This window comes from Paracoccus kondratievae, from assembly GCF_009301415.1.
GTDB classification, from domain to species: domain Bacteria; phylum Pseudomonadota; class Alphaproteobacteria; order Rhodobacterales; family Rhodobacteraceae; genus Paracoccus; species Paracoccus kondratievae.
On sequence record NZ_CP045072.1, the window covers coordinates 372,731 to 390,000 of the forward strand.

General features: G+C 64.6%; 20 protein-coding genes. 7 read left to right on the top strand and 13 right to left on the bottom strand.

The window, feature by feature from the left end; all coding sequences use genetic code 11:
• Positions 1 to 190 precede the first annotated feature (190 nt).
• The 4 genes from meaB (at position 191) to F8A10_RS01930 (ending at position 2,749) form a co-directional block, all read left to right on the top strand.
• Complete coding sequence (gene meaB, locus F8A10_RS01915; RefSeq protein ID WP_085501342.1) at positions 191 to 1,189, top strand: methylmalonyl Co-A mutase-associated GTPase MeaB; 999 nt, start codon at positions 191 to 193, stop codon at positions 1,187 to 1,189.
• A complete protein-coding gene (locus tag F8A10_RS01920; protein WP_152366566.1) occupies positions 1,173 to 1,805 on the top strand; it encodes a methylated-DNA--[protein]-cysteine S-methyltransferase in 633 nt (210 codons plus the stop codon). Before meaB ends, F8A10_RS01920 begins: the two co-directional genes overlap by 17 nt.
• Before the next feature lie 114 nt (positions 1,806 to 1,919).
• Positions 1,920 to 2,195, top strand: coding sequence for a 50S ribosomal protein L28 (gene rpmB / locus F8A10_RS01925; protein ID WP_010393169.1), 276 nt, complete (start codon positions 1,920 to 1,922; stop codon positions 2,193 to 2,195).
• A gap of 137 nt (positions 2,196 to 2,332) precedes the next feature.
• Positions 2,333 to 2,749: a copper chaperone PCu(A)C gene (locus tag F8A10_RS01930; protein WP_152366567.1), complete on the top strand. Its 417-nt coding sequence runs from the start codon at positions 2,333 to 2,335 to the stop codon at positions 2,747 to 2,749.
• A 17-nt stretch (positions 2,750 to 2,766) separates the two neighbouring features.
• On the opposite strand, the gene F8A10_RS01935 is transcribed toward F8A10_RS01930, so the two are convergent.
• The 3 genes from F8A10_RS01935 to F8A10_RS01945 are packed head-to-tail and all read right to left on the bottom strand — an operon-like array spanning position 2,767 to position 6,118.
• A complete protein-coding gene (locus tag F8A10_RS01935) occupies positions 2,767 to 3,405 on the bottom strand; it encodes an arylesterase (protein ID WP_152366568.1) in 639 nt (212 codons plus the stop codon).
• Positions 3,405 to 5,828, bottom strand: a complete 2,424-nt coding sequence (locus F8A10_RS01940) for a heavy metal translocating P-type ATPase (protein WP_152366569.1) — start codon at positions 5,826 to 5,828, stop codon at positions 3,405 to 3,407. Before F8A10_RS01940 ends, F8A10_RS01935 begins: the two co-directional genes overlap by 1 nt.
• 35 nt (positions 5,829 to 5,863) lie before the next feature.
• Positions 5,864 to 6,118: a hypothetical protein gene (locus F8A10_RS01945; protein ID WP_152366570.1), complete on the bottom strand. Its 255-nt coding sequence runs from the start codon at positions 6,116 to 6,118 to the stop codon at positions 5,864 to 5,866.
• A 138-nt stretch (positions 6,119 to 6,256) separates the two neighbouring features.
• On the opposite strand from F8A10_RS01945, the gene F8A10_RS01950 reads away from it, so the two are divergent.
• Both F8A10_RS01950 and mnmH read left to right on the top strand, forming a co-directional pair.
• On the top strand, positions 6,257 to 6,841 hold the full coding sequence (locus F8A10_RS01950; RefSeq protein WP_029371451.1) for a L,D-transpeptidase: 585 nt from the start codon (positions 6,257 to 6,259) through the stop codon (positions 6,839 to 6,841).
• Positions 6,842 to 7,897: a tRNA 2-selenouridine(34) synthase MnmH gene (mnmH, locus tag F8A10_RS01955; protein ID WP_152366571.1), complete on the top strand. Its 1,056-nt coding sequence runs from the start codon at positions 6,842 to 6,844 to the stop codon at positions 7,895 to 7,897.
• Between the two features lie 58 nt (positions 7,898 to 7,955).
• On the opposite strand, the gene F8A10_RS01960 is transcribed toward mnmH, so the two are convergent.
• From F8A10_RS01960 to F8A10_RS02005, 10 genes are all read right to left on the bottom strand, one after another.
• Positions 7,956 to 8,759 (bottom strand): purine-nucleoside phosphorylase, encoded by an 804-nt coding sequence (locus F8A10_RS01960; protein ID WP_152366572.1) that lies wholly within the window; start codon positions 8,757 to 8,759, stop codon positions 7,956 to 7,958.
• On the bottom strand, positions 8,743 to 9,708 hold the full coding sequence (locus tag F8A10_RS01965) for an ABC transporter permease (protein WP_085501336.1): 966 nt from the start codon (positions 9,706 to 9,708) through the stop codon (positions 8,743 to 8,745). Before F8A10_RS01965 ends, F8A10_RS01960 begins: the two co-directional genes overlap by 17 nt.
• Position 9,709: 1 nt before the next feature.
• On the bottom strand, positions 9,710 to 10,804 hold the full coding sequence (locus F8A10_RS01970; protein WP_029371447.1) for an ABC transporter permease: 1,095 nt from the start codon (positions 10,802 to 10,804) through the stop codon (positions 9,710 to 9,712).
• 61 nt (positions 10,805 to 10,865) lie between these two features.
• Positions 10,866 to 12,452 carry an ABC transporter ATP-binding protein gene (locus F8A10_RS01975; RefSeq protein ID WP_152366573.1) on the bottom strand — a complete coding sequence of 529 codons (1,587 nt, stop codon included), beginning with the start codon at positions 12,450 to 12,452 and terminating at the stop codon, positions 10,866 to 10,868.
• Position 12,453: 1 nt separating this feature from the next.
• Entirely contained in the window at positions 12,454 to 13,440 is a 987-nt protein-coding gene (locus F8A10_RS01980) for a BMP family lipoprotein (RefSeq protein WP_010393147.1), read from the bottom strand.
• Positions 13,441 to 13,531: 91 nt separating this feature from the next.
• Positions 13,532 to 13,936, bottom strand: a complete 405-nt coding sequence (locus F8A10_RS01985; RefSeq protein ID WP_193668135.1) for a GNAT family N-acetyltransferase — start codon at positions 13,934 to 13,936, stop codon at positions 13,532 to 13,534.
• Positions 13,937 to 13,943: 7 nt separating this feature from the next.
• Entirely contained in the window at positions 13,944 to 14,537 is a 594-nt protein-coding gene (gene tsaB, locus F8A10_RS01990) for a tRNA (adenosine(37)-N6)-threonylcarbamoyltransferase complex dimerization subunit type 1 TsaB (protein WP_010393141.1), read from the bottom strand.
• Positions 14,530 to 15,084: a NifU family protein gene (locus F8A10_RS01995; RefSeq protein ID WP_010393139.1), complete on the bottom strand. Its 555-nt coding sequence runs from the start codon at positions 15,082 to 15,084 to the stop codon at positions 14,530 to 14,532. Before F8A10_RS01995 ends, tsaB begins: the two co-directional genes overlap by 8 nt.
• Before the next feature lie 53 nt (positions 15,085 to 15,137).
• Entirely contained in the window at positions 15,138 to 15,746 is a 609-nt protein-coding gene (locus F8A10_RS02000) for a CPBP family glutamic-type intramembrane protease (RefSeq protein ID WP_152366575.1), read from the bottom strand.
• Positions 15,746 to 16,201, bottom strand: a complete 456-nt coding sequence (locus F8A10_RS02005) for a universal stress protein (RefSeq protein WP_010393136.1) — start codon at positions 16,199 to 16,201, stop codon at positions 15,746 to 15,748. The genes F8A10_RS02000 and F8A10_RS02005 overlap by 1 nt, the downstream gene beginning before the upstream one ends.
• A 155-nt stretch (positions 16,202 to 16,356) precedes the next feature.
• Here F8A10_RS02005 and F8A10_RS02010 point away from each other — a divergent pair, with 155 nt between their 5' ends.
• On the top strand, positions 16,357 to 17,262 hold the full coding sequence (locus F8A10_RS02010) for a sugar transferase (RefSeq protein ID WP_152366576.1): 906 nt from the start codon (positions 16,357 to 16,359) through the stop codon (positions 17,260 to 17,262).
• Positions 17,263 to 17,270: the final 8 nt, after the last annotated feature.

The window sequence follows — 17,270 nt, forward strand, 5'->3', positions numbered from 1 at the left end:
CCAGAGCCGCTGCCATTGCCGCCAATATTGCCCGCCGTGTCGGCATGATCCGCCCCGTTTTCTGCGTCCGGACATCACCCCGCGCCGATCCGTCACAACCGCCCGGCGTTTACATGTCCCCTCGGTGGAAATATCCACAAGGGGCGGGGCAGTCGACCCCCGCCTTGCTAGGACGCCGCCGGGAGTGGCCATGGATGAACTGACCGAACCCCTGACGCAGGGCAACCGCCGCGCGCTGTCCCGCGCGATTACGCTGATCGAAAGCACCCGTCCTGACCATCGCGCCCGTGCCGTGGCGCTGATGGCCGAGCTGCCCCGGCGGCAGGCGCTGCGCATCGGCCTGTCGGGCACGCCGGGCGTCGGCAAATCGACCTTTATCGAGGCTTTTGGCAAGATGCTGACTGCGCAGGGGCTTAAGGTCGCTGTGCTGGCGGTTGATCCCAGCTCGGCACGTTCGGGCGGCTCGATTCTGGGCGACAAGACCCGGATGGAAGAGCTCAGCCGCGATCCGAACGCCTTTATCCGCCCCTCACCCTCGCGGGCCGAGCTGGGCGGGGTGGCGCGCCGTACCCGCGAAACGGTGCGGTTGTGCGAGGCGGCGGGCTTTGACGTCGTCCTGATCGAGACGGTGGGTGTTGGTCAGTCCGAAACGCTGGTTGCCGAGATGTCGGACCTCTTTATCCTGCTGCTGGCCCCTGCTGGCGGCGATGAGCTGCAGGGGGTCAAGCGCGGCATCATGGAGATCGCGGACCTGATCCTGGTGAACAAGGCAGACGGCGATCTGCGTGAAACTGCCCTGCGCACGGTTGCCGATTACGCGGGTGCGCTGCGGCTTTTGCGCAAGCGCCCCTATGACCCCGAGGGGTTCCCCAAGGCGCTGCCGGTCTCTGCCTATACCGGCGAGGGGCTGGAAAAGGCTTGGGATAATATGACCTGGCTTGCCGATTGGCGGCGCGATCACGGTCATTTTGTGGCCCGGCGGGCTGAGCAGGCGCGCCATTGGTTCCTGTCCGAGCTGCGCGCGGGTCTGCTGGCACGGCTTGAGCGGCCCGAGGTGCGCGCCCGACTGCGCGAGGTTGGGGATGCCGTGGCGCGGGGGGAAGGCGACCCTGATTCGGCGGCGGCGCAGATGCTCGATTGGCTGGACGCTTCTGACGCCGGGCTGCAGGCGCATGAGCGCAGGGCCTGACCTGCGGCCTGATCCCGGCCCGGCGCTTGCAGAGCTGCTTGCGCCGGTTTCGGGCGGGCAGATGGCTCTTGTGGCGGCGGGGTTCAGCACCCCCCTTGGCGGGATGATCGCGGTTGCAGATGACGCCCGGCTGCATCTGCTGGAGTTTGTTGAGCGCAAGGAACTGCCCGCCGAGCTGATGCGCCTGCACCGGATTGCCGGGGGAGGCATCAGCGCCGGACGGAATGCCGTCATCGACCGGACCGAGGGCCAGATCGCCGGCTATTTTGCCGGAACGCTTGCCGGGTTCGACCTGCCTCTGGCGCTGTATGGCACGCCTTTTCAGCAAGAGGTCTGGCAGGCGCTGCAGCAGATCCCTCCGGGCATCACCATCAGTTACAGCGAGCTTGCGCGGCGCGTCGGGCGGCCTTTGGCAGTGCGGGCTGCAGCAGGGGCAAATGGCGCCAACCAGCTTGCCATAGTGATTCCCTGCCATCGCGTAACCGGTTTGGACGGGCAGCTGACCGGCTATGGTGGCGGGCTGTGGCGCAAACGGGCTTTGCTCGATCATGAAAACCGGGCATATTCCGCCGTAATCCGGGGCGACGGGCCGCGAAAACCCGGCGAAAAGGCTTGACGCGCTGGCCGTCTGCCTTTATCCCCCGCAAACGGATTTCCGGGCGCTGCCACGCGGCGCCCTTTCATATTGCGGGCAGACGCCCGTGCAGGATCGAAGCGAAGGAACAAGATCATGTCGCGCGTTTGCGAACTGACCGGCAAGGGCCCGATGAGCGGCAACAACGTGTCCCACGCCAACAACAAGACCCGCCGCCGGTTTCTGCCGAACCTGAACGAAGTTTCGCTGCTGTCGGAGAAACTGGGCCGCAGCTTCCAGCTGCGCATCTCGGCCGCGGCGCTGCGTTCGGTTGACCACCGTGGCGGTCTGGACGCTTTCCTGGCCAAGGCCAAGGACTCTGAGCTGTCCGAGCGTGCCCTGAAAATCAAGCGCGATCTGGCGAAAGCCTGATTCGCGATTTCCCGACAGGGGTTCCGATTTGGCCCCGTTGAGGATGCGTGCGCCCTGCCGTTCCCGGCGGGGCTTTTTCGCGTGAATGCTCTCTGGCATCCTTGGCTTAACCCGCTGCGACCGGAATGAGGCCTGCCATGAAATTCCTTTCTGCCGCTTTCTGTCTGACCTTGCTGCCCTGCGCCGTGCTGGGACAGGATCTGGTGCTGCGCGATGGCTATGTCCGCTCGACCAATCCCCGGTCCGGCGCGGCTTTCATGGTGATCGAGAATCAGGGGCAGGTGGCCTGTACACTTTCTGCCGCTGCCTCTGAGGCCGCTCAGCGGGTTGAGCTGCACGGCAACCGCGAAGAGGGCGGGATGATGCGCATGGTCAAGATGGACCCGGTCGCAATCCCTGCCGGGGGGCGCCACGAACTCGTCCGCGGGGGCGAACATCTGATGCTGATGGGGCTGAACCACCCGCTGGCCGAGGGGGAGGAGGTCGATCTGGTGCTGGATTTCGGAACCTGCGGCAAGGTCGGGGCGCGCTTACCGGTTCGGAACGGGCGCTAACCGCCTACCTTTGGTGATCAGCGCGGGATGCTGGCAGCGGCGATCAGTTCCTCGACCTTGGGGCCCAGCGATTCGATGATCAGTCTGACCCCCTCAGCCGAGGCATGCAGCTTGTCGGATTGCAGCATGGTTTTGTAATCTTCGCCCGGCAGGTCAAAAAGCGGCTGGTAGAGGTTTTCCATCAGCAAGGTGCCGTGTTTTTGGGCCAGGCGGGGCCAGATCGTGGCCCAGTCCTCGCGCAGCGGATCGTTCTCGTCCGGCAAGGCGATGCCGACCAGCAAGAGCGGCTTTCCGCCCTTGCCGGCCTGTTTCAGAATCGAATCCAGATTGTCCTCGACCATGGCCGGACCGAAACCCATCAGCAGGTCGTTGCCGCCCAGCTCGACGATCACCGCATCGGGTTTATGGCGGGCCAGCGAATAGCCGATCCGTACCCGCCCGCCGGCGGTGGTGTCGCCCGAAAGGCCTCCGTTCAGCACAACCACGTCATGGCCACGCGCCTTTAGCCAGCTCTGCAGCTGCGGCACCAGCCCGTGACGGCGCGGCAGACCATAACCTTCGGTCAGGCTGTCGCCAAAGGCGAGAATGCGCAGCGGGGCGGCCGCCGCCATCTGTGCGGCGGCCAGGGTCATGATCAGGACAAGGATTCTCAGCATTATCCGGCTCGTTTCAGGCGCAATGCGTTGCTGACCACAAAGACCGATGACAGTGCCATCGCACCCGCCCCCAGCATGGGCGAAAGCTGTGGCCCGCCAAAGGGCACCAGCGCCCCCATGGCCACCGGAATCAGCGCGGCATTATAGCCAAAGGCCCAGAACAGGTTCTGCCGGATGTTGCGCATGACGCTGCGCGACAGGCGGATGGCACGCACCACGCCCAACGGGTCGCCGCCGATCAGAACCACCTCGGCCGATTCGATGGCGACATCGGTGCCGGTGCCGATGGCGATGCCGGTCTCGGCCGCGGCAAGCGCCGGGGCGTCGTTGATCCCGTCACCGACAAAGACCGTGCCTGCGCCCATATCGCGGATCGCGGCCAGCTTGCCCTCGGGCAGGACGCCGGCGGTCACGCGGTCGATGCCAAGCTGGCGGCCAACCGCCTCGGCCGTGGCCTGCACATCACCCGAGATCATCGCAGTCTGCAGGTCCAGTTCGTGCAGCTTTGTCACCGTTTCTGCAGCCTCGGGGCGGATCGGGTCGGCCAGCGCCATGGCTGCTACATGCTGGCCGTCGACGGCCAGATGCACGGGGGTTGCGCCATTCGCAGCCCATCCCCGGGCAGCCGCGATCAGCGTGGGCGAGGTGGTGATCCCGCTTTCGGTCAGCGCGGCGGCATTGCCGATCAGCAGTGCGCGTCCCTCGACCCGGGCTGACAGGCCGCGTCCCACCGTGGCCTGGACGTCCTCGGCCGGGGGCAGCTCCAGCCCTTTGTCACGGGCGGCAGCAGTGATGGCGGCGGCAAGAGGATGCTCGGAACGTGCCTCGGCAGACGCGGCAAGGCGCAGCGCATCTTCGGGCGTCATGCCCTCGGCCTTGATCGCGGTCAGGGCGGGCGCGCCCTGGGTCAGCGTTCCGGTCTTGTCAAAGGCGACGATGCGGGCATCGGCCAGCCGTTGCAGCGCATCGCCGCGCCGGAACAGCACGCCCAGTTCGGCACCCCGCCCGGTGCCGACCATGATCGAGACCGGCACCGCCAGCCCCATTGCACAGGGGCAGGCGATGATCAGGACCGATATCGCCGCAACCATCGCTTGCCCGAGCGAGCCGGTAAAGATCAGCCACAGCGCAAAGGACAGGATCGCAAGCCCGATCACGACCGGAACAAAGACCGCGGTGATGCGGTCCACCAGTGCCTGAACCGGAAGTTTGGTTGCCTGTGCATCCTCGACCATGCGGATGATGCGCGCAAGAACCGTGTCGCCACCCGTGGCGGTGACGCGATAGGCAAGGGCCGAGGTGCCGTTGACCGTGCCGCCGGTCACGGGGTCTCCGGTCGTTTTGCTGACCGGAGCCGGCTCGCCCGTCAGCATGGATTCGTCGATGGCGCCGCTGCCCTCGGTCAGCACACCGTCGACGGCCACCCGCTCGCCCGGGCGCAGGTGGACGATGTCACCGGTGCGCAGTTCGGCCACCGGAATGTCGCGGATGCTGCCGTTCCGTTCGACCCGGGTGGTGTCTGGGGTAAGCTCGATCAGGCGGCGGATGGCGTCGCCCGCCTGTCCTTTGGCCCGCGCCTCAAGCCAGCGGCCCAGCAGAATCAGCGTGACGATGACGGCGGCGGCCTCGTAATAGACATGGACTGATTCAGACGGCAGCAGGCCCGGCGCAAAGGTTGCCACGGTCGAATAGAGCCACGCCGCCGAGGCACCAAGCGCGACCAGGCTGTTCATCTCGGGTGCGCGGCGCATCAGGGCGGGAAAGCCGATGCGAAAGAACATCCGCCCCGGTCCCGCCAGCACCGCCGTCGTCAGCACGAATTCGCCAATCCACAGCAGGCGCTGGTCCAGCGCCATGGAAATCCAGTGATGGAAGGCCGGAAAGATATGGCCACCCATTTCGGCCACAAAGATCGGCAGGGTAAGAACCAGCGCGATCAGGAAATTGCGCCGAAGCGTGGCGGCATCGGCCGAGTGGTCGTGCATGTGGTGGCCTGCCTCGGCCTGCACCTGCGCGGGATAACCCTTGGCGGTGACCGTCTCGGCCAGCGTCTGGGGCGTTACGGCGGGGGAATGGTGGACTGTGGCGCTGCCGGTGGCCAGATTGACCTGCGCAGAAGTCACGCCCGGCATGGCCGAGAGCGCCTTTTCGACGCGACCGACGCAAGAGGCGCAGGTCATCCCGTCGATGTTCAGCCGGGTCTCCAGCGGTTCGGCCGGATAACCGGCACCGGCCAGCGCCTCGATTGCGCGGGGCAGGGCATCGGCAGAGTTCACGACAAAGCGTGCGCGTCCGGTCGCAAGGTTGACCTGCGGGTTTTCGATCCCCGGTACAGCGGCCAGCGCCTTTTCGACGCGGCCTACACAAGAGGCACAGCTCATGCCGGCGATGGTCAGCTCGGCATCGTTATGATGATTTTTCATTGGCTTACCCTGTCAGAATGCGGGAAGGGCGCTATTCAGACAGGAAACGGCGGAGCCTGCTGGCGCTGGGGCTGGTGATGCAGGACCTGATGGCGCGGCATCCCTTTACCGGGGTCGGGGCGCCAGCGCAGCGCGTGGCCATTGCCGGCAAGTGCCGGTCGGGCCTGCCGCAGCCGGGCAGAGACATGACAGCGACAACCACGCCCACTCCGATCCTGGCACAGATGCGGGACAGGTGTGGCCGCGCGGCGCGGCAGGCGTTCAGTCGGGGCGCAGGTTGCACGGATCATGGCAGACGGTCCTTTCCTGATGTAACCTGGGCACGTTCCTTGCGCGTTTCAACCGCGTCACGGCGCTTTGAGTTGATCCGGGCGGTTCAAGAGGTTAGGCGCTGGATCAAGGAACATCGAAGAATTTGGGACAAACAGATGAATCGCAGACAGATGCTGATGGCCGCGTTGCCTTTGGTGGCCGTGCCTACGCTGGCTCTGACCCAGGAGCGGGCTCAGCCAGCGGCGCAGACGAAACGTGCCGAGCCCAAGCGCGACCCCTATGCCCCGACCGAGGTTGCAATCCGCAGCGATTTCGAGGTCGGCAGCATCGTCGTGGTTTCCAAGGACTTTTTCCTGTACCACGTCATCGCTCCGGGCCGGGCGATCCGCTATGGCGTTGCCGTGGGCAAGGATGAGCTGGTCTGGAAAGGTCGCGCTACGGTCGGTCGCAAGACCGAATGGCCAAGCTGGACGCCGACCCCTGCGATGATCAAGCGCAAGCCCGCACAATATGCCAAATGGGCTGATGGCATGCCGGGTGGTCCGACCAACCCGCTGGGTGCGCGCGCGCTGTATCTCTATGACGCCAAGGGCAACGACACCGCGATCCGCATTCACGGCACGACCGAGCCGAATTCGATCGGCCGGGCTGTCTCGAACGGCTGTATCCGTATGCGTAACGAGGCAGTGATGGACCTGTATGAGCAGGTTCCGATCGGGACTCCGGTCTACGTCTACTAAGTGGATATCCGCCTGAAATCGCTGTCGGATCCGGCGCTTGCCGGATTCGACACCATTATCGACGTCCGATCTCCGTCGGAATATGCCGAGGATCATCTGCCTGGCGCGGTCAACCTGCCGGTGCTGTCGGACGAGGAACGTGCCCAGGTCGGCACGATCTACAAACAGGTTTCCCCCTTTGATGCCCGCAAGCTGGGTGGTGCCATGGTCGCCGCCAATGCCGCGCGCCACATTGCCGGGTCGCTGGCCGGGCATGGCGGCGGCTGGCGGCCCTTGGTCTATTGCTGGCGGGGCGGTCAGAGGTCGGGTGCCTTTGCGACCATTCTTGCCCAGATCGGCTGGCGCGTCGGGCGCGTCGGGGGAGGTTACAAGGCATGGCGTGCGCTGGTGGTTGAGCGGGTGCAGCAGTTGGTCACCGCACCTGTCGTGGTGCTGGACGGCAATACCGGCAGTGCCAAGACCGAGATCCTGCAGCGCCTTGCCGCACGTGGTCATCAGGTCATCGACCTTGAGGGGCTTGCAAATCATCGTGGCAGCCTGTTTGGCGCGATGCCCGGTGGTCAGCCCAGCCAGAAATGTTTCGAGGGTCGACTTGCCGTGGCGCTGGAGGCTTTGGATTCAAGCCGGCCGCTGCTTGTCGAGGCCGAGAGTTCGCGCATCGGTGACGTGAACCTGCCACGCGGTATCTGGCAGGCGATCATTGCCGCGCCGCGTATCCGGCTGGCCGTTCCGGTCGAAGCTCGCGCCGCCTATACTGCCCGGGTCTATGCCGACACCAGCGCCGACCCCGCAGCTGTGGCGCGCATCGTGGAGTTGCTGCGACCGCTGCATCCGGCCGAGCGGATAGAGGATTGGTTGCGCCTGATTGACGTCGCCGATTGGGCTGGGCTTGCCGAGGGTCTGATGCGTCACCATTACGACCCGCGCTATGACAAGCACCGGGCACGCCATGATGACGGGCGGGGGCCCGTAGTGGCGCTGGAAAGCCTTGAGGACCCCGAGGGCGCAGCTGAACGGGTCGAGGCGGTGCTGGCCGGGATGAATCTGGCGGGGTAGCGCCGGTGGTCAGGTTGCGTGCCTCCGGCGGGGATATTTGAACACGAAAGAAACGCTGTCAGCTGCTCTGGGTCAGAAAGCGGCGCAGGATGCGTTCCAGCTTGGCGGCACCGAGCGGGGCCATCGCCTTGGTATGTTCGTGGCTGATCGATTCATCCGAAAGCCCCGCGCCCATATTGGTGATGACCGAGACGGCTGCACATTTGAGGCCGAGAAAGCGTGCGAGGATCACCTCGGGCACGGTGGACATACCGACCGCGTCAGCGCCGAGGGTGCGGGCGGCGCGGATTTCGGCTGGGGTTTCGAACGAGGGACCTGAAAACCAGCAATAGACGCCTTCGGGCAGGGGGATGTCCTCGGCCTTGGCAGCGGCTTTCAGGGCGGCGCGGATTTGCGGGTCATGGGCTTTGGTCATGGGTACGAAGCGGGCCTCGGAAGGTTCGCCGATCAGCGGGTTGGTGCCCGCGAAAGCGATATGGTCCGAAAGCAGCATGAGTGAGCCGGGCGGCATCTCGGGGCGCAGGCTGCCGGCGGCATTTGTCAGCAAGAGCCGTTCGCAGCCAAGCGCCTTGAGCACCTCAAGCGGCAGGCGCATCACATCCGCGCGGCCCGCTTCGTAATAATGCGCCCTGCCGCCGAAGACCGCGACGCGGCGGCCTTCGAGCTGGCCGATCACGAGCTGCGGCACATGGCCCGAAACCCCGGCATGGGGAAAGCCGGGCAGGTCGGAATAGGGGATTGCGGTGCCTTCTACCGCGCTGGCGAGATGCCCGAGGCCAGAGCCGAGGATCAGCCCGTATTCGGGTGCGGCGTTTCCGGCACGGCCCTGGATCAGGCGGGCAAGCTCAGCGCTCTTTGACATAGGGCTCTCCTCCCGCGCGGGGCGGTATGGCGCGGCCGACAAAGCCGGCCAGGATGATGACGGTCAGGATATAAGGCAGCGCGTTCATGAACATCGACGGCACGGTGACAAAGCCGAGGTCCAGATTGGGAAAGCGGTTCGCCACTGCCTCGAGCAGACCAAAGAGGAAGGTTGCGCCCAATGCGCTCCATGGTCGCCATTTGGCGAAGATGAGTGCCGCCAGTGCGATAAAGCCGCGTCCGGCGGTCATTTCTTTGACGAAACCAGCGGAAATGCCAGTGGCGAGATAGGCTCCGGCAAGCCCGCAAAGCAGGCCACAGATCAGCACTGCGGCATAACGCAGCCGCGTGACCGAGACCCCGGCGGTATCGACCGAGGCCGGGTTCTCGCCCACCGCGCGCAGCCGCAGGCCAAAGCGGGTGCGGTAAAGCACCCACCAGGTCAGCGGTACGATGGCGAAGGCGACATAGACAAGGATCGTGTGGCCCGAGATCAGCTCGGCATAGATCGGGCCGATCACCGGCACCGGGCGCAGGCTGTCGGCAAAGGGCAGGGTGATCGCGTCAAACCGCGCCGCGCCGGATAGCGAGGGGGTTCGGCCGCCGAGCTCAAAGATCTTTTGCCCTAGCAGAACGGTCAGCCCCGAAGCGAGAAAGTTGATCGCCACGCCCGAGATAAGCTGATTGCCCCGGAAGGTGATCGAGGCAAGCCCGTGCAGCAGCGCCAGCGCCACTGCGCCTGTGATCCCTGCCAGAAGCCCGGCCCAGGCGCTGCCTGTCGCATAGGCGACCGAGGCCGAGGCAAAGGCCGCCATCAGCATCTTGCCCTCAAGTCCTATGTCAAAGACGCCGGCACGTTCCGAGTAAAGCCCGGCGAGGCAGGCGAGCAGCAGGGGCGTCATCAGCCGCATGGCGGAATCAAGGATTTGCAGGATGGTTGCGAAATCCATCTCAGCCTCTCTTGCGGTTCAGGGTCAGGAACAGCCGCTCAAGCGGCATGCGCACCATGTTGTCGAGCGCCCCGGTGAACAGGATCACCAATGCCTGAATGATGACGATCAGTTCGCGCGGAATCGAGGTCCAGAGGGCAAGCTCTCCTCCGCCCTGATAAAGAAAACCAAAAAGCAGCGCGGCAAGGAATACGCCAAGCGGATGGTTGCGTCCCATCAGCGCGACGGCGATGCCGATGAAGCCCGCGCCCTCGACGGCATTCAGGACCAGCCTCTCGGCCTCGCCCATGACGTTGTTGACCGCCATCAGACCTGCCAGCGCGCCGGATATCAGCATGGCGACCACGGTGATCCTTACCGGAGAGATACCGGCGTAAAGCGCGGCTGGCTCGGACTTGCCGAAAGCGCGGATCTCATAACCCAGCCGCGTGCGCCAGATCAGCAACCAGACCAGCAGGCAGGCGATGATGGCGATGAAAAAGGCGATATTGGCCGGGGTGTTCCTGCCCCAGTCGATCCCGAATGCCAGCGCCATATCGGAAAGTTTGGGCAGATGGGTCGCCGGCGGAAAATTCGCCGAGGCAGGGTCCATGCTGCCCACCGGGCGCAGCAGGTTCACAAGCACATAGTTCAGCAGCGCCGCGGCGATAAAGTTGAACATGATCGTGGTGATGACGACATGGCTGCCACGCTTGGCCTGCAGCCAGGCCGGGATCAGCGCCCAGAGCGCGCCAAACAGCGCAGCGCCCACCACGGCGGCGGGCAGCGCCAGCGCCCAATGCGGCCAGGGCAGAGCCAGCACCACCAGTGTCACGCCCAGCCCACCCATCGCGGCCTGCCCCTCGCCCCCGATGTTGAAGAGGCCAGCGTGATAGGCGACCATGACGGCAAGGCCGGTAAAGACGAAATTCGTCGTGTAATAGAGGGTGAATCCCCAGCCGTAGCTAGAGCCGAGCGCCCCTTCAACCATGACCTTCAGCGCCTCGACCGGGCTTTCCCCGATGGCCAGGATCACCAGCGCCGAGATGGCAAAGGCCAGAGCCAGCGAGATCAGCGGCGTCACGATCACATCCGCCCATTTCGGCATTCGCTCCATTAACCTGCCCCTCCCGGCATATTCATATTCTGGGGCCCTCTGGGCCGGGACATGCAGCGCGTCATTCGGTGCCTCCGCTGGTCGCCGGTGCCGCGGCGGGTTCGAGCCCGGCCATCAGGCAGCCCAGCTCTCCGGCCGTGGTGCTGGCCGGCAGACGCTCACCCATGATCCGGCCGTCAAACATCACCGCGATGCGGTCAGATAGCGCCATGATTTCATCGAGTTCGACCGAGACAAGCAACACCGCTTTGCCCGCATCGCGCAGGGCTACGATGCGTTTGTGAATGAACTCGATCGCGCCAATATCCACCCCGCGTGTTGGCTGGCCGATCAGCAGCAGATCGGGGTTACGCTCGATCTCGCGCGCGACCACGATTTTCTGCTGATTGCCGCCGGAGAAATTCTTGGCCGCAAGGTCGGGGTTCGGGGGGCGGACGTCGAAACGCTGCATCTTGTCGGCCGCGTCGGCGCGGATCGCGGCATTGTCCATCAGCAGCCCGTTCTGGAATTGCGGCGCGTCATGATAGCCAAAGGCGCTGTTTTCCCAGGCCGAGAAATCCATGATCAGCCCCTCGACCTGCCGGTCCTCGGGGACATGGCCTATTCCCGCTGCGCGCCGGGCGCGGCCGTCTGCGCCAGTGCCGCTAAGGGGCAGGGGCGTGCCGTTCAGCCGGATTTCGCCCTGCAACCTTGCACCGGGTTCGGGAAAACCACCCAGAATTTCAAGAAGTTGCGTCTGGCCGTTTCCTGCCACGCCTGCGATGCCGACGATTTCGCCCGCGCGGACTTCAAGGTCGATGCCGCGCAGCCGCTCGACCCCGTCCGCATCGACCATGCCAAGGCCCCGAACCTCAAGCACCGGTGCGCCGGGCTGGGCGGGGGTCTTTTCGACCCGCAGCAGAACCTTGCGTCCCACCATCAGTTCGGCCAGCTCTGTCGGGTTCGTCCCGGCGGTGCGGACCGAGGCCACCATCTCACCTCGCCGCATGACCGAGACGTTGTCCGTGATCTCCATGATCTCGCGCAGCTTGTGGGTGATCAGGATGATGGTTTTGCCCTCATCCTTGAGGCCACGCAGGATGCGGAACAGGTGGTCTGCCTCGGCCGGGGTCAGAACGCCGGTCGGTTCGTCCAGAATCAGGATATCGGCCTGACGATAAAGCGCCTTGAGGATCTCGACCCGTTGCTGATGGCCGACAGACAATTCCTCGACTGCCGCGTCGGGGTCGACCTGCAGCCCATATTCCTCGGCCAGGCGCTTTAACTCGCCTCGCGCGCGGGACAGCGAATGGCGCAGAAGCCCTCGGTCCTCGGCCCCAAGGATAATGTTTTCCAGCACGGTGAAATTCGGCACCAGCTTGAAATGCTGGAACACCATGCCGATGCCGGCGCGGATCGCCGCCTGGCTGTCGCTGATCGTGACCGGCTGGCCGCCGATCAGGATCTCGCCGGCATCGGGACGGTAAAAGCCGTAGAGGATCGACATCAGCGTCGATTTCCCGGCCCCATTTTCGCCGATGATGCCGTGGATCGTGCCGCGGGGCACGACCAGGTCGATGTTCCGGTTTGCCTGCACCGGCCCGAAGGCCTTGGAAATCCCCCGCAATTCGATTGCGGGGGCCGTGCCTGTCGCGCCAGCAAGCGCCATGTTACTGAACCGGGCAGGTGTTGTCGGTCATGTAGTCATGCACCTTGATTTCGCCTGCGGTGATCGCCTTGGCGGCGGCATCGACGGCGGCCGTAATCTCGTCGGTAATGAGCGGCTTGTTATTGTCGTCCATCGCCAGCGATACCCCACCCGAGGCAAGATCCATGACCTTGATGCCCGGCTGGACCTCGGCCCCGGCCTTGAACGCCTCATAAACCGAGACGTCGACGCCCTTGACGACCGAAGTCAGCACCTTGCCCGGATGCAGGTGGTTCTGGTTGCTGTCGACACCAATCGACAGCACTCCGGCATCTGCCGCCGCCTGCAGCACGCCAATGCCGGTACCGCCAGCCGCCGCATAGACCACGTCTGCCTGTTGCGAGACTTGCGCCTTGAGCAGCTCGCCCCCCTTCACCGGGTCGTTCCATGCTGCGGGGGTGGTGCCGGTATAGTTGATGATGACCTTGCCATCGGGGCGGGCGGCCTTGAACCCTTGGGCATAGCCGCATTCGAACTTGTGGATCAGCGGGATATCCATGCCGCCGATAAAGCCGACCGTGCCGGATTTCGAGGCCTTGGCTGCCGCGATCCCGGCGAGATACGAGCCCTGTTCCTCGGTAAAGACCACGGATTGTACGTTCGGCTGTTCGACGGTCGTGTCAATGATGACGAATTTCGTGTCGGGATAGTCCGGGGCAATTTTGTTCAGCACCTCGCCAAAGGCAAAGCCGGTCATCACGATGGGATTGGCCCCCGATTGCGCCAGCCGACGCAGCGCCTGTTCGCGCATCGCCTCGGACTGCATTTCCAGCTCTTTGTAGCTGCCCCCGGTCTCGGCCTTCCAGCGCTCGGCGCCTTCATAGGCGGCTTCGTTGAAGGATTTGTCGAACTTCCCGCCCAGATCGAAGATCAGTGCCGGATCGGCCAGAGCCGCCAGCGGCATGAAAGTCAGGCAGGCACCGGCAAGCAGAGATTTCATCAGGGACATATCGAGCCTCAAAACGGGTTACGGGCGAGTCAGCCCAGGATTTACGAATTAGGGCGCATGGGCCCGAATCCGTCAACAGGCTTATCCGGGATCAAAGCGTTCGCTGCATCAGTACTGCATCGACGCCAGAGGCGTAATAATCACGTCGCTTTCCAACGGTTTCCCAGCCAGCACCTGCGTAAAGTGCCAAGGCCGGAACATTGTCCGAGGCGACCTCAAGAAATGCCCGGACCGCGCCCCGCTGGCGTGACGTGGCGGCGAATTCGTCAAGCAGGGCAGAGGCCAGACCCTGACGCCTTGCCTCGGGTGCGATGGCCAGCGTCAGCAACTCGGCCTCATCCACGATGCAACGACCCAGCAGAAAGCCGTGGGGTGGGCGGGTCAGCAGGAAATTCGCCGGGCTGGTCAACAGGCCCTTAAACTCAGGCTCGGACCATGGGCGGGGATGGGTGGTAAAGGCGCTGCGATGCAGTGCGGCCAGCGTTTGGGGGGGCATGGCGGCGTCAGGGCAGGATGGGCGGCGCATGGTCACGCGCCGGGGCTGCATCGGCCGGGCGCAGATAGATCGGGGCCGGGCGCGGCAGATCCGGATGGTCACGCCGTTCGGCCGCAATGCGGGCAATTGCCTCGGCCAGTGGCATCACGGGGGACAATAACGGTGGCCCCGCAGGCAGATCGTGCAACGTTCCCTGTTCGGGCATCGAGGTAAGGCCGGGGCCGAAATCCTGCCAGATCACCTCGCCATTACGGGCGGGGACAGCGACACGACAGGGGCGAGGCAGGCCATGCGCGGCAGCCTCGGTTACGCCGACGCCTACTGCGGGGATGCCAAGCGACAAGGCGAGCCCCCGCGCCGCCGCAACCGAGATGCGGATACCGGTAAAATTTCCCGGCCCGATACCGCAGCCAAGAACCGAAAGCTGGCTCCAGACGACGCCAGCCCCGGTCAGCACCTCTTCAAGCAGAGGAAACAGACGCTCGGCCTGGCCGCGGGCCATTTCCTCGTGGCGGTGGGCCAGCAGCTTGTCGCCTTGCAGCAAAGCGGCCGCGCAATGCGCGGCCGATGTGTCGAAACCCAGCGAAAACGTCTCAGCCAACGGGCCGCACCTCGGTCACTTCCGGGATGTAATGGCGCAGCAGGTTCTCGATGCCCATTTTCAGGGTCAGCGTGGACGAAGGGCAGCCGGCGCAAGCGCCCTGCATATGCAGATAGACGACGCCGCGATCAAAGCCGTGGAAGGTGATGTCGCCGCCGTCCTGCGCCACGGCGGGGCGGACGCGGGTGTCCAGCAGTTCCTTGATCTGGTTGACGATTTCGGCATCGGGGCCGGTCTGATCGTTATGGGCGCTGCCGGTCGCGCCTTCGATGGCCGGAGCGCCGGACTGGTAATGCTCCATGATCGCGCCAAGGACCGAGGGTTTCAGATGGTCCCAGACCGCATCATCGGCCTTGGTCACCGTCACGAAATCCGAACCGAGAAACACCCCGGTCACGCCCGGAACGGCAAAGATGCGGCGGGCCAGCGGGCTGGTGGCCGCAGCCTCGGGCGCGGGGAAATCAGCGGTGCCGTCGCCGAGCACGGTTTCACCCGGCAGAAACTTCAGCGTCGCGGGGTTGGGGGTGGTTTCGGTCTGGATGAACATGGCGCGGGCTCCTTTGCCCTCGGATATGGGGATCGAAGGGGGAACAAGTCAAGTCAGACCGGTATTCCATTCGCCGCGGCGAGCCTTGCAAAGACAAGGAAATTGATGAGCACATGCGCAATCGCCCCGGCCCCCGCCGTCCCCGAGGACAGCCGTGCCGCCATCAGAAACGGCGCAATCACTGTTGCCCCAAGGATGGTGCCAACCCCGCCGCCCGGCGCATCAAGCCGTGCCATGGCAAGGGCAGGGGCCAGATGCCACAGGATGAATAGCCCTGTGGCCACAGCCTGCGCGCTTGGGCCGGGGCGGGGAATCAGTGCGCCACGCCAGAAAGCCTCTTCCAGGGTGCCGTTGATCAGCGCGGCCAAAGCGACCGCGCCAGACACATGTGCCGACAGTTGCAGCGGTGCGGTTCCGGCCCAAAGGGCGCAGGCAGCGACGAATGCTGTCAGGGCCAGCAGCGTCAGGCCCGGGGGCAGGTAAGGGCGTAGCGACCATCCGTCGCAATGCCAGAGCGCGCCGACGATAAGTGTCCAGTAAAGCCCAAGCCCGATTGCAATGGCCGTCAGCGGGCGCAGCCCCTCAAGGTGGCCAAGTTGATGAAATATCCATGCAAGCACTGGAATCGCCGCAAGCGTGGCCAAGGCCAGCCCACGGTTCATCAGGTGATCTGTTCCAGCCGCTCGCGCGAGATGTCGCCGGGCACGATGGTGATGGTGCAGGGCAGGCTGGCGACCTCTCGCATCAGTCTTGTGACCAGAGGTCCGGGACCGGCGTTTTCGGTCGCGGCCGCCAGCACCACCACGCCGATTTCGGGATCGGTATGGATCTGGGCCAATAGCTCGGTCGCGGGCTCTCCTTCGCGGACCACCAGTTCGGGCTCGATGCCGGGGCGGTCGCGCATCCATTTGGCAAAGACTTCGTAATGCGCCTCGATCCGCTCATATGCCTCGGCGCGCATAACCTCGGCGACGCCCATGCCATGCTGGATAGCTGTGGCCGGAATCACCCCGAGAACCTGGACACCGCCGCCAGTCTTGGCTGCGCGTAGAGCGGCGTAGCGGATAGCATTCAGACATTCTCGCGTGTCATCCAGAACCACCAGAAATTTCCGCATGTACCCTGCCTTGGCTGCCCAGAATAAGCAAAGACTGGCCGAAAGGACACGGTTCTGCAAGTCTCGCTCTGTTTCGCGCTTGCAGGAGTTTCAAATTGCAAGTCGCTATGTTAGGCGGGAAAAGTTCTCCAAGGTGCCAAACGCGGGACGGTATTGTGACGATTCACCACGATTGGGACAAAGCCGACCGTCGCGATCTGGCCTCGATAACAAATGTCGATCTGGGCTGGATCGCACGTGAAGAGGCGCAGACCCGGGTCGGCATGACCTTGGGCAAGCGCCTTTTTGACATTTTCCTGGCACTTGTTCTGCTTGTCCCCCTGTCGGTCGTCATGGCCGTGGTTGCGGTGGTTTTGCTGGTCACTCAAGGGCGGCCCCTGCTGTACGTCGCGCCCCGCATGCGCGCGCCGGGTGAGCCGTTCAACCTGCTGAAGTTCCGCACCATGCTGCGGGACGAAGGGGATTTCGGTGCGACCGGCGGGCATAAGCATTGGCGCATCACCCGTGTCGGCCGCATCCTGCGCCGTACCCGCATCGACGAGCTGCCGCAGCTTTTCAACATCCTGCGCGGCGATATGAGCTTTGTCGGCCCGCGTCCGCCGCTGCGCGAATATGTCGAACGTTTCCCTGCGCTTTATTCACAGGTGCTGAGGAACCGGCCAGGTGTCACCGGGCTTGCGACGATGATCTATCATGCGCATGAGGACCGGATCATGGCGCGCTGCCAGACGGCAGAGGCGACCGAGGCCGCCTATTACCGTCGCTGCCTGCCGACCAAATTGCGTCTGGACCTGATCTATCAGCGCCGCCGCAGCTTGCGCATGGATCTGTGGATCATCTGGCATACGGTGATGACCGTGCTGATCCCGAACTGGCAGGGCCGCCGCGCCCGCCGGGTGCCCAGCGGACAAAAGCTGGAGGCAGGCAAACCCGTCTCCGAGAACACAGCGCAGAAAGTCGCTGTCTCTGGCGGGCCGCGCCTGCAATCCGCGCGGGCTTCGACGCCGGCGCTTTCCCAGATCCAACCCTCTCAGACCCGGCCCGGTGTTCCGGCCGAATGATCGGCTGC

What these genes read in the sequence shown, in the direction of transcription:
- meaB (WP_085501342.1), top strand. Translation starts at nt 191, where the DNA reads ATGGATGAACTGACCGAACCCCTGACGCAGGGCAACCGCCGCGCGCTG.
- F8A10_RS01920 (WP_152366566.1), top strand. Translation starts at nt 1,173, where the DNA reads ATGAGCGCAGGGCCTGACCTGCGGCCTGATCCCGGCCCGGCGCTTGCA.
- rpmB (WP_010393169.1), top strand. Translation starts at nt 1,920, where the DNA reads ATGTCGCGCGTTTGCGAACTGACCGGCAAGGGCCCGATGAGCGGCAAC.
- F8A10_RS01930 (WP_152366567.1), top strand. Translation starts at nt 2,333, where the DNA reads ATGAAATTCCTTTCTGCCGCTTTCTGTCTGACCTTGCTGCCCTGCGCC.
- F8A10_RS01935 (WP_152366568.1), bottom strand. Translation starts at nt 3,405, where the DNA reads ATGCTGAGAATCCTTGTCCTGATCATGACCCTGGCCGCCGCACAGATG.
- F8A10_RS01940 (WP_152366569.1), bottom strand. Translation starts at nt 5,828, where the DNA reads ATGAAAAATCATCATAACGATGCCGAGCTGACCATCGCCGGCATGAGC.
- F8A10_RS01945 (WP_152366570.1), bottom strand. Translation starts at nt 6,118, where the DNA reads ATGATCCGTGCAACCTGCGCCCCGACTGAACGCCTGCCGCGCCGCGCG.
- F8A10_RS01950 (WP_029371451.1), top strand. Translation starts at nt 6,257, where the DNA reads ATGAATCGCAGACAGATGCTGATGGCCGCGTTGCCTTTGGTGGCCGTG.
- F8A10_RS01960 (WP_152366572.1), bottom strand. Translation starts at nt 8,759, where the DNA reads ATGTCAAAGAGCGCTGAGCTTGCCCGCCTGATCCAGGGCCGTGCCGGA.
- F8A10_RS01965 (WP_085501336.1), bottom strand. Translation starts at nt 9,708, where the DNA reads ATGGATTTCGCAACCATCCTGCAAATCCTTGATTCCGCCATGCGGCTG.
- F8A10_RS01970 (WP_029371447.1), bottom strand. Translation starts at nt 10,804, where the DNA reads ATGGAGCGAATGCCGAAATGGGCGGATGTGATCGTGACGCCGCTGATC.
- F8A10_RS01975 (WP_152366573.1), bottom strand. Translation starts at nt 12,452, where the DNA reads ATGGCGCTTGCTGGCGCGACAGGCACGGCCCCCGCAATCGAATTGCGG.
- F8A10_RS01980 (WP_010393147.1), bottom strand. Translation starts at nt 13,440, where the DNA reads ATGTCCCTGATGAAATCTCTGCTTGCCGGTGCCTGCCTGACTTTCATG.
- F8A10_RS01985 (WP_193668135.1), bottom strand. Translation starts at nt 13,936, where the DNA reads ATGCCCCCCCAAACGCTGGCCGCACTGCATCGCAGCGCCTTTACCACC.
- F8A10_RS01995 (WP_010393139.1), bottom strand. Translation starts at nt 15,084, where the DNA reads ATGTTCATCCAGACCGAAACCACCCCCAACCCCGCGACGCTGAAGTTT.
- F8A10_RS02000 (WP_152366575.1), bottom strand. Translation starts at nt 15,746, where the DNA reads ATGAACCGTGGGCTGGCCTTGGCCACGCTTGCGGCGATTCCAGTGCTT.
- F8A10_RS02005 (WP_010393136.1), bottom strand. Translation starts at nt 16,201, where the DNA reads ATGCGGAAATTTCTGGTGGTTCTGGATGACACGCGAGAATGTCTGAAT.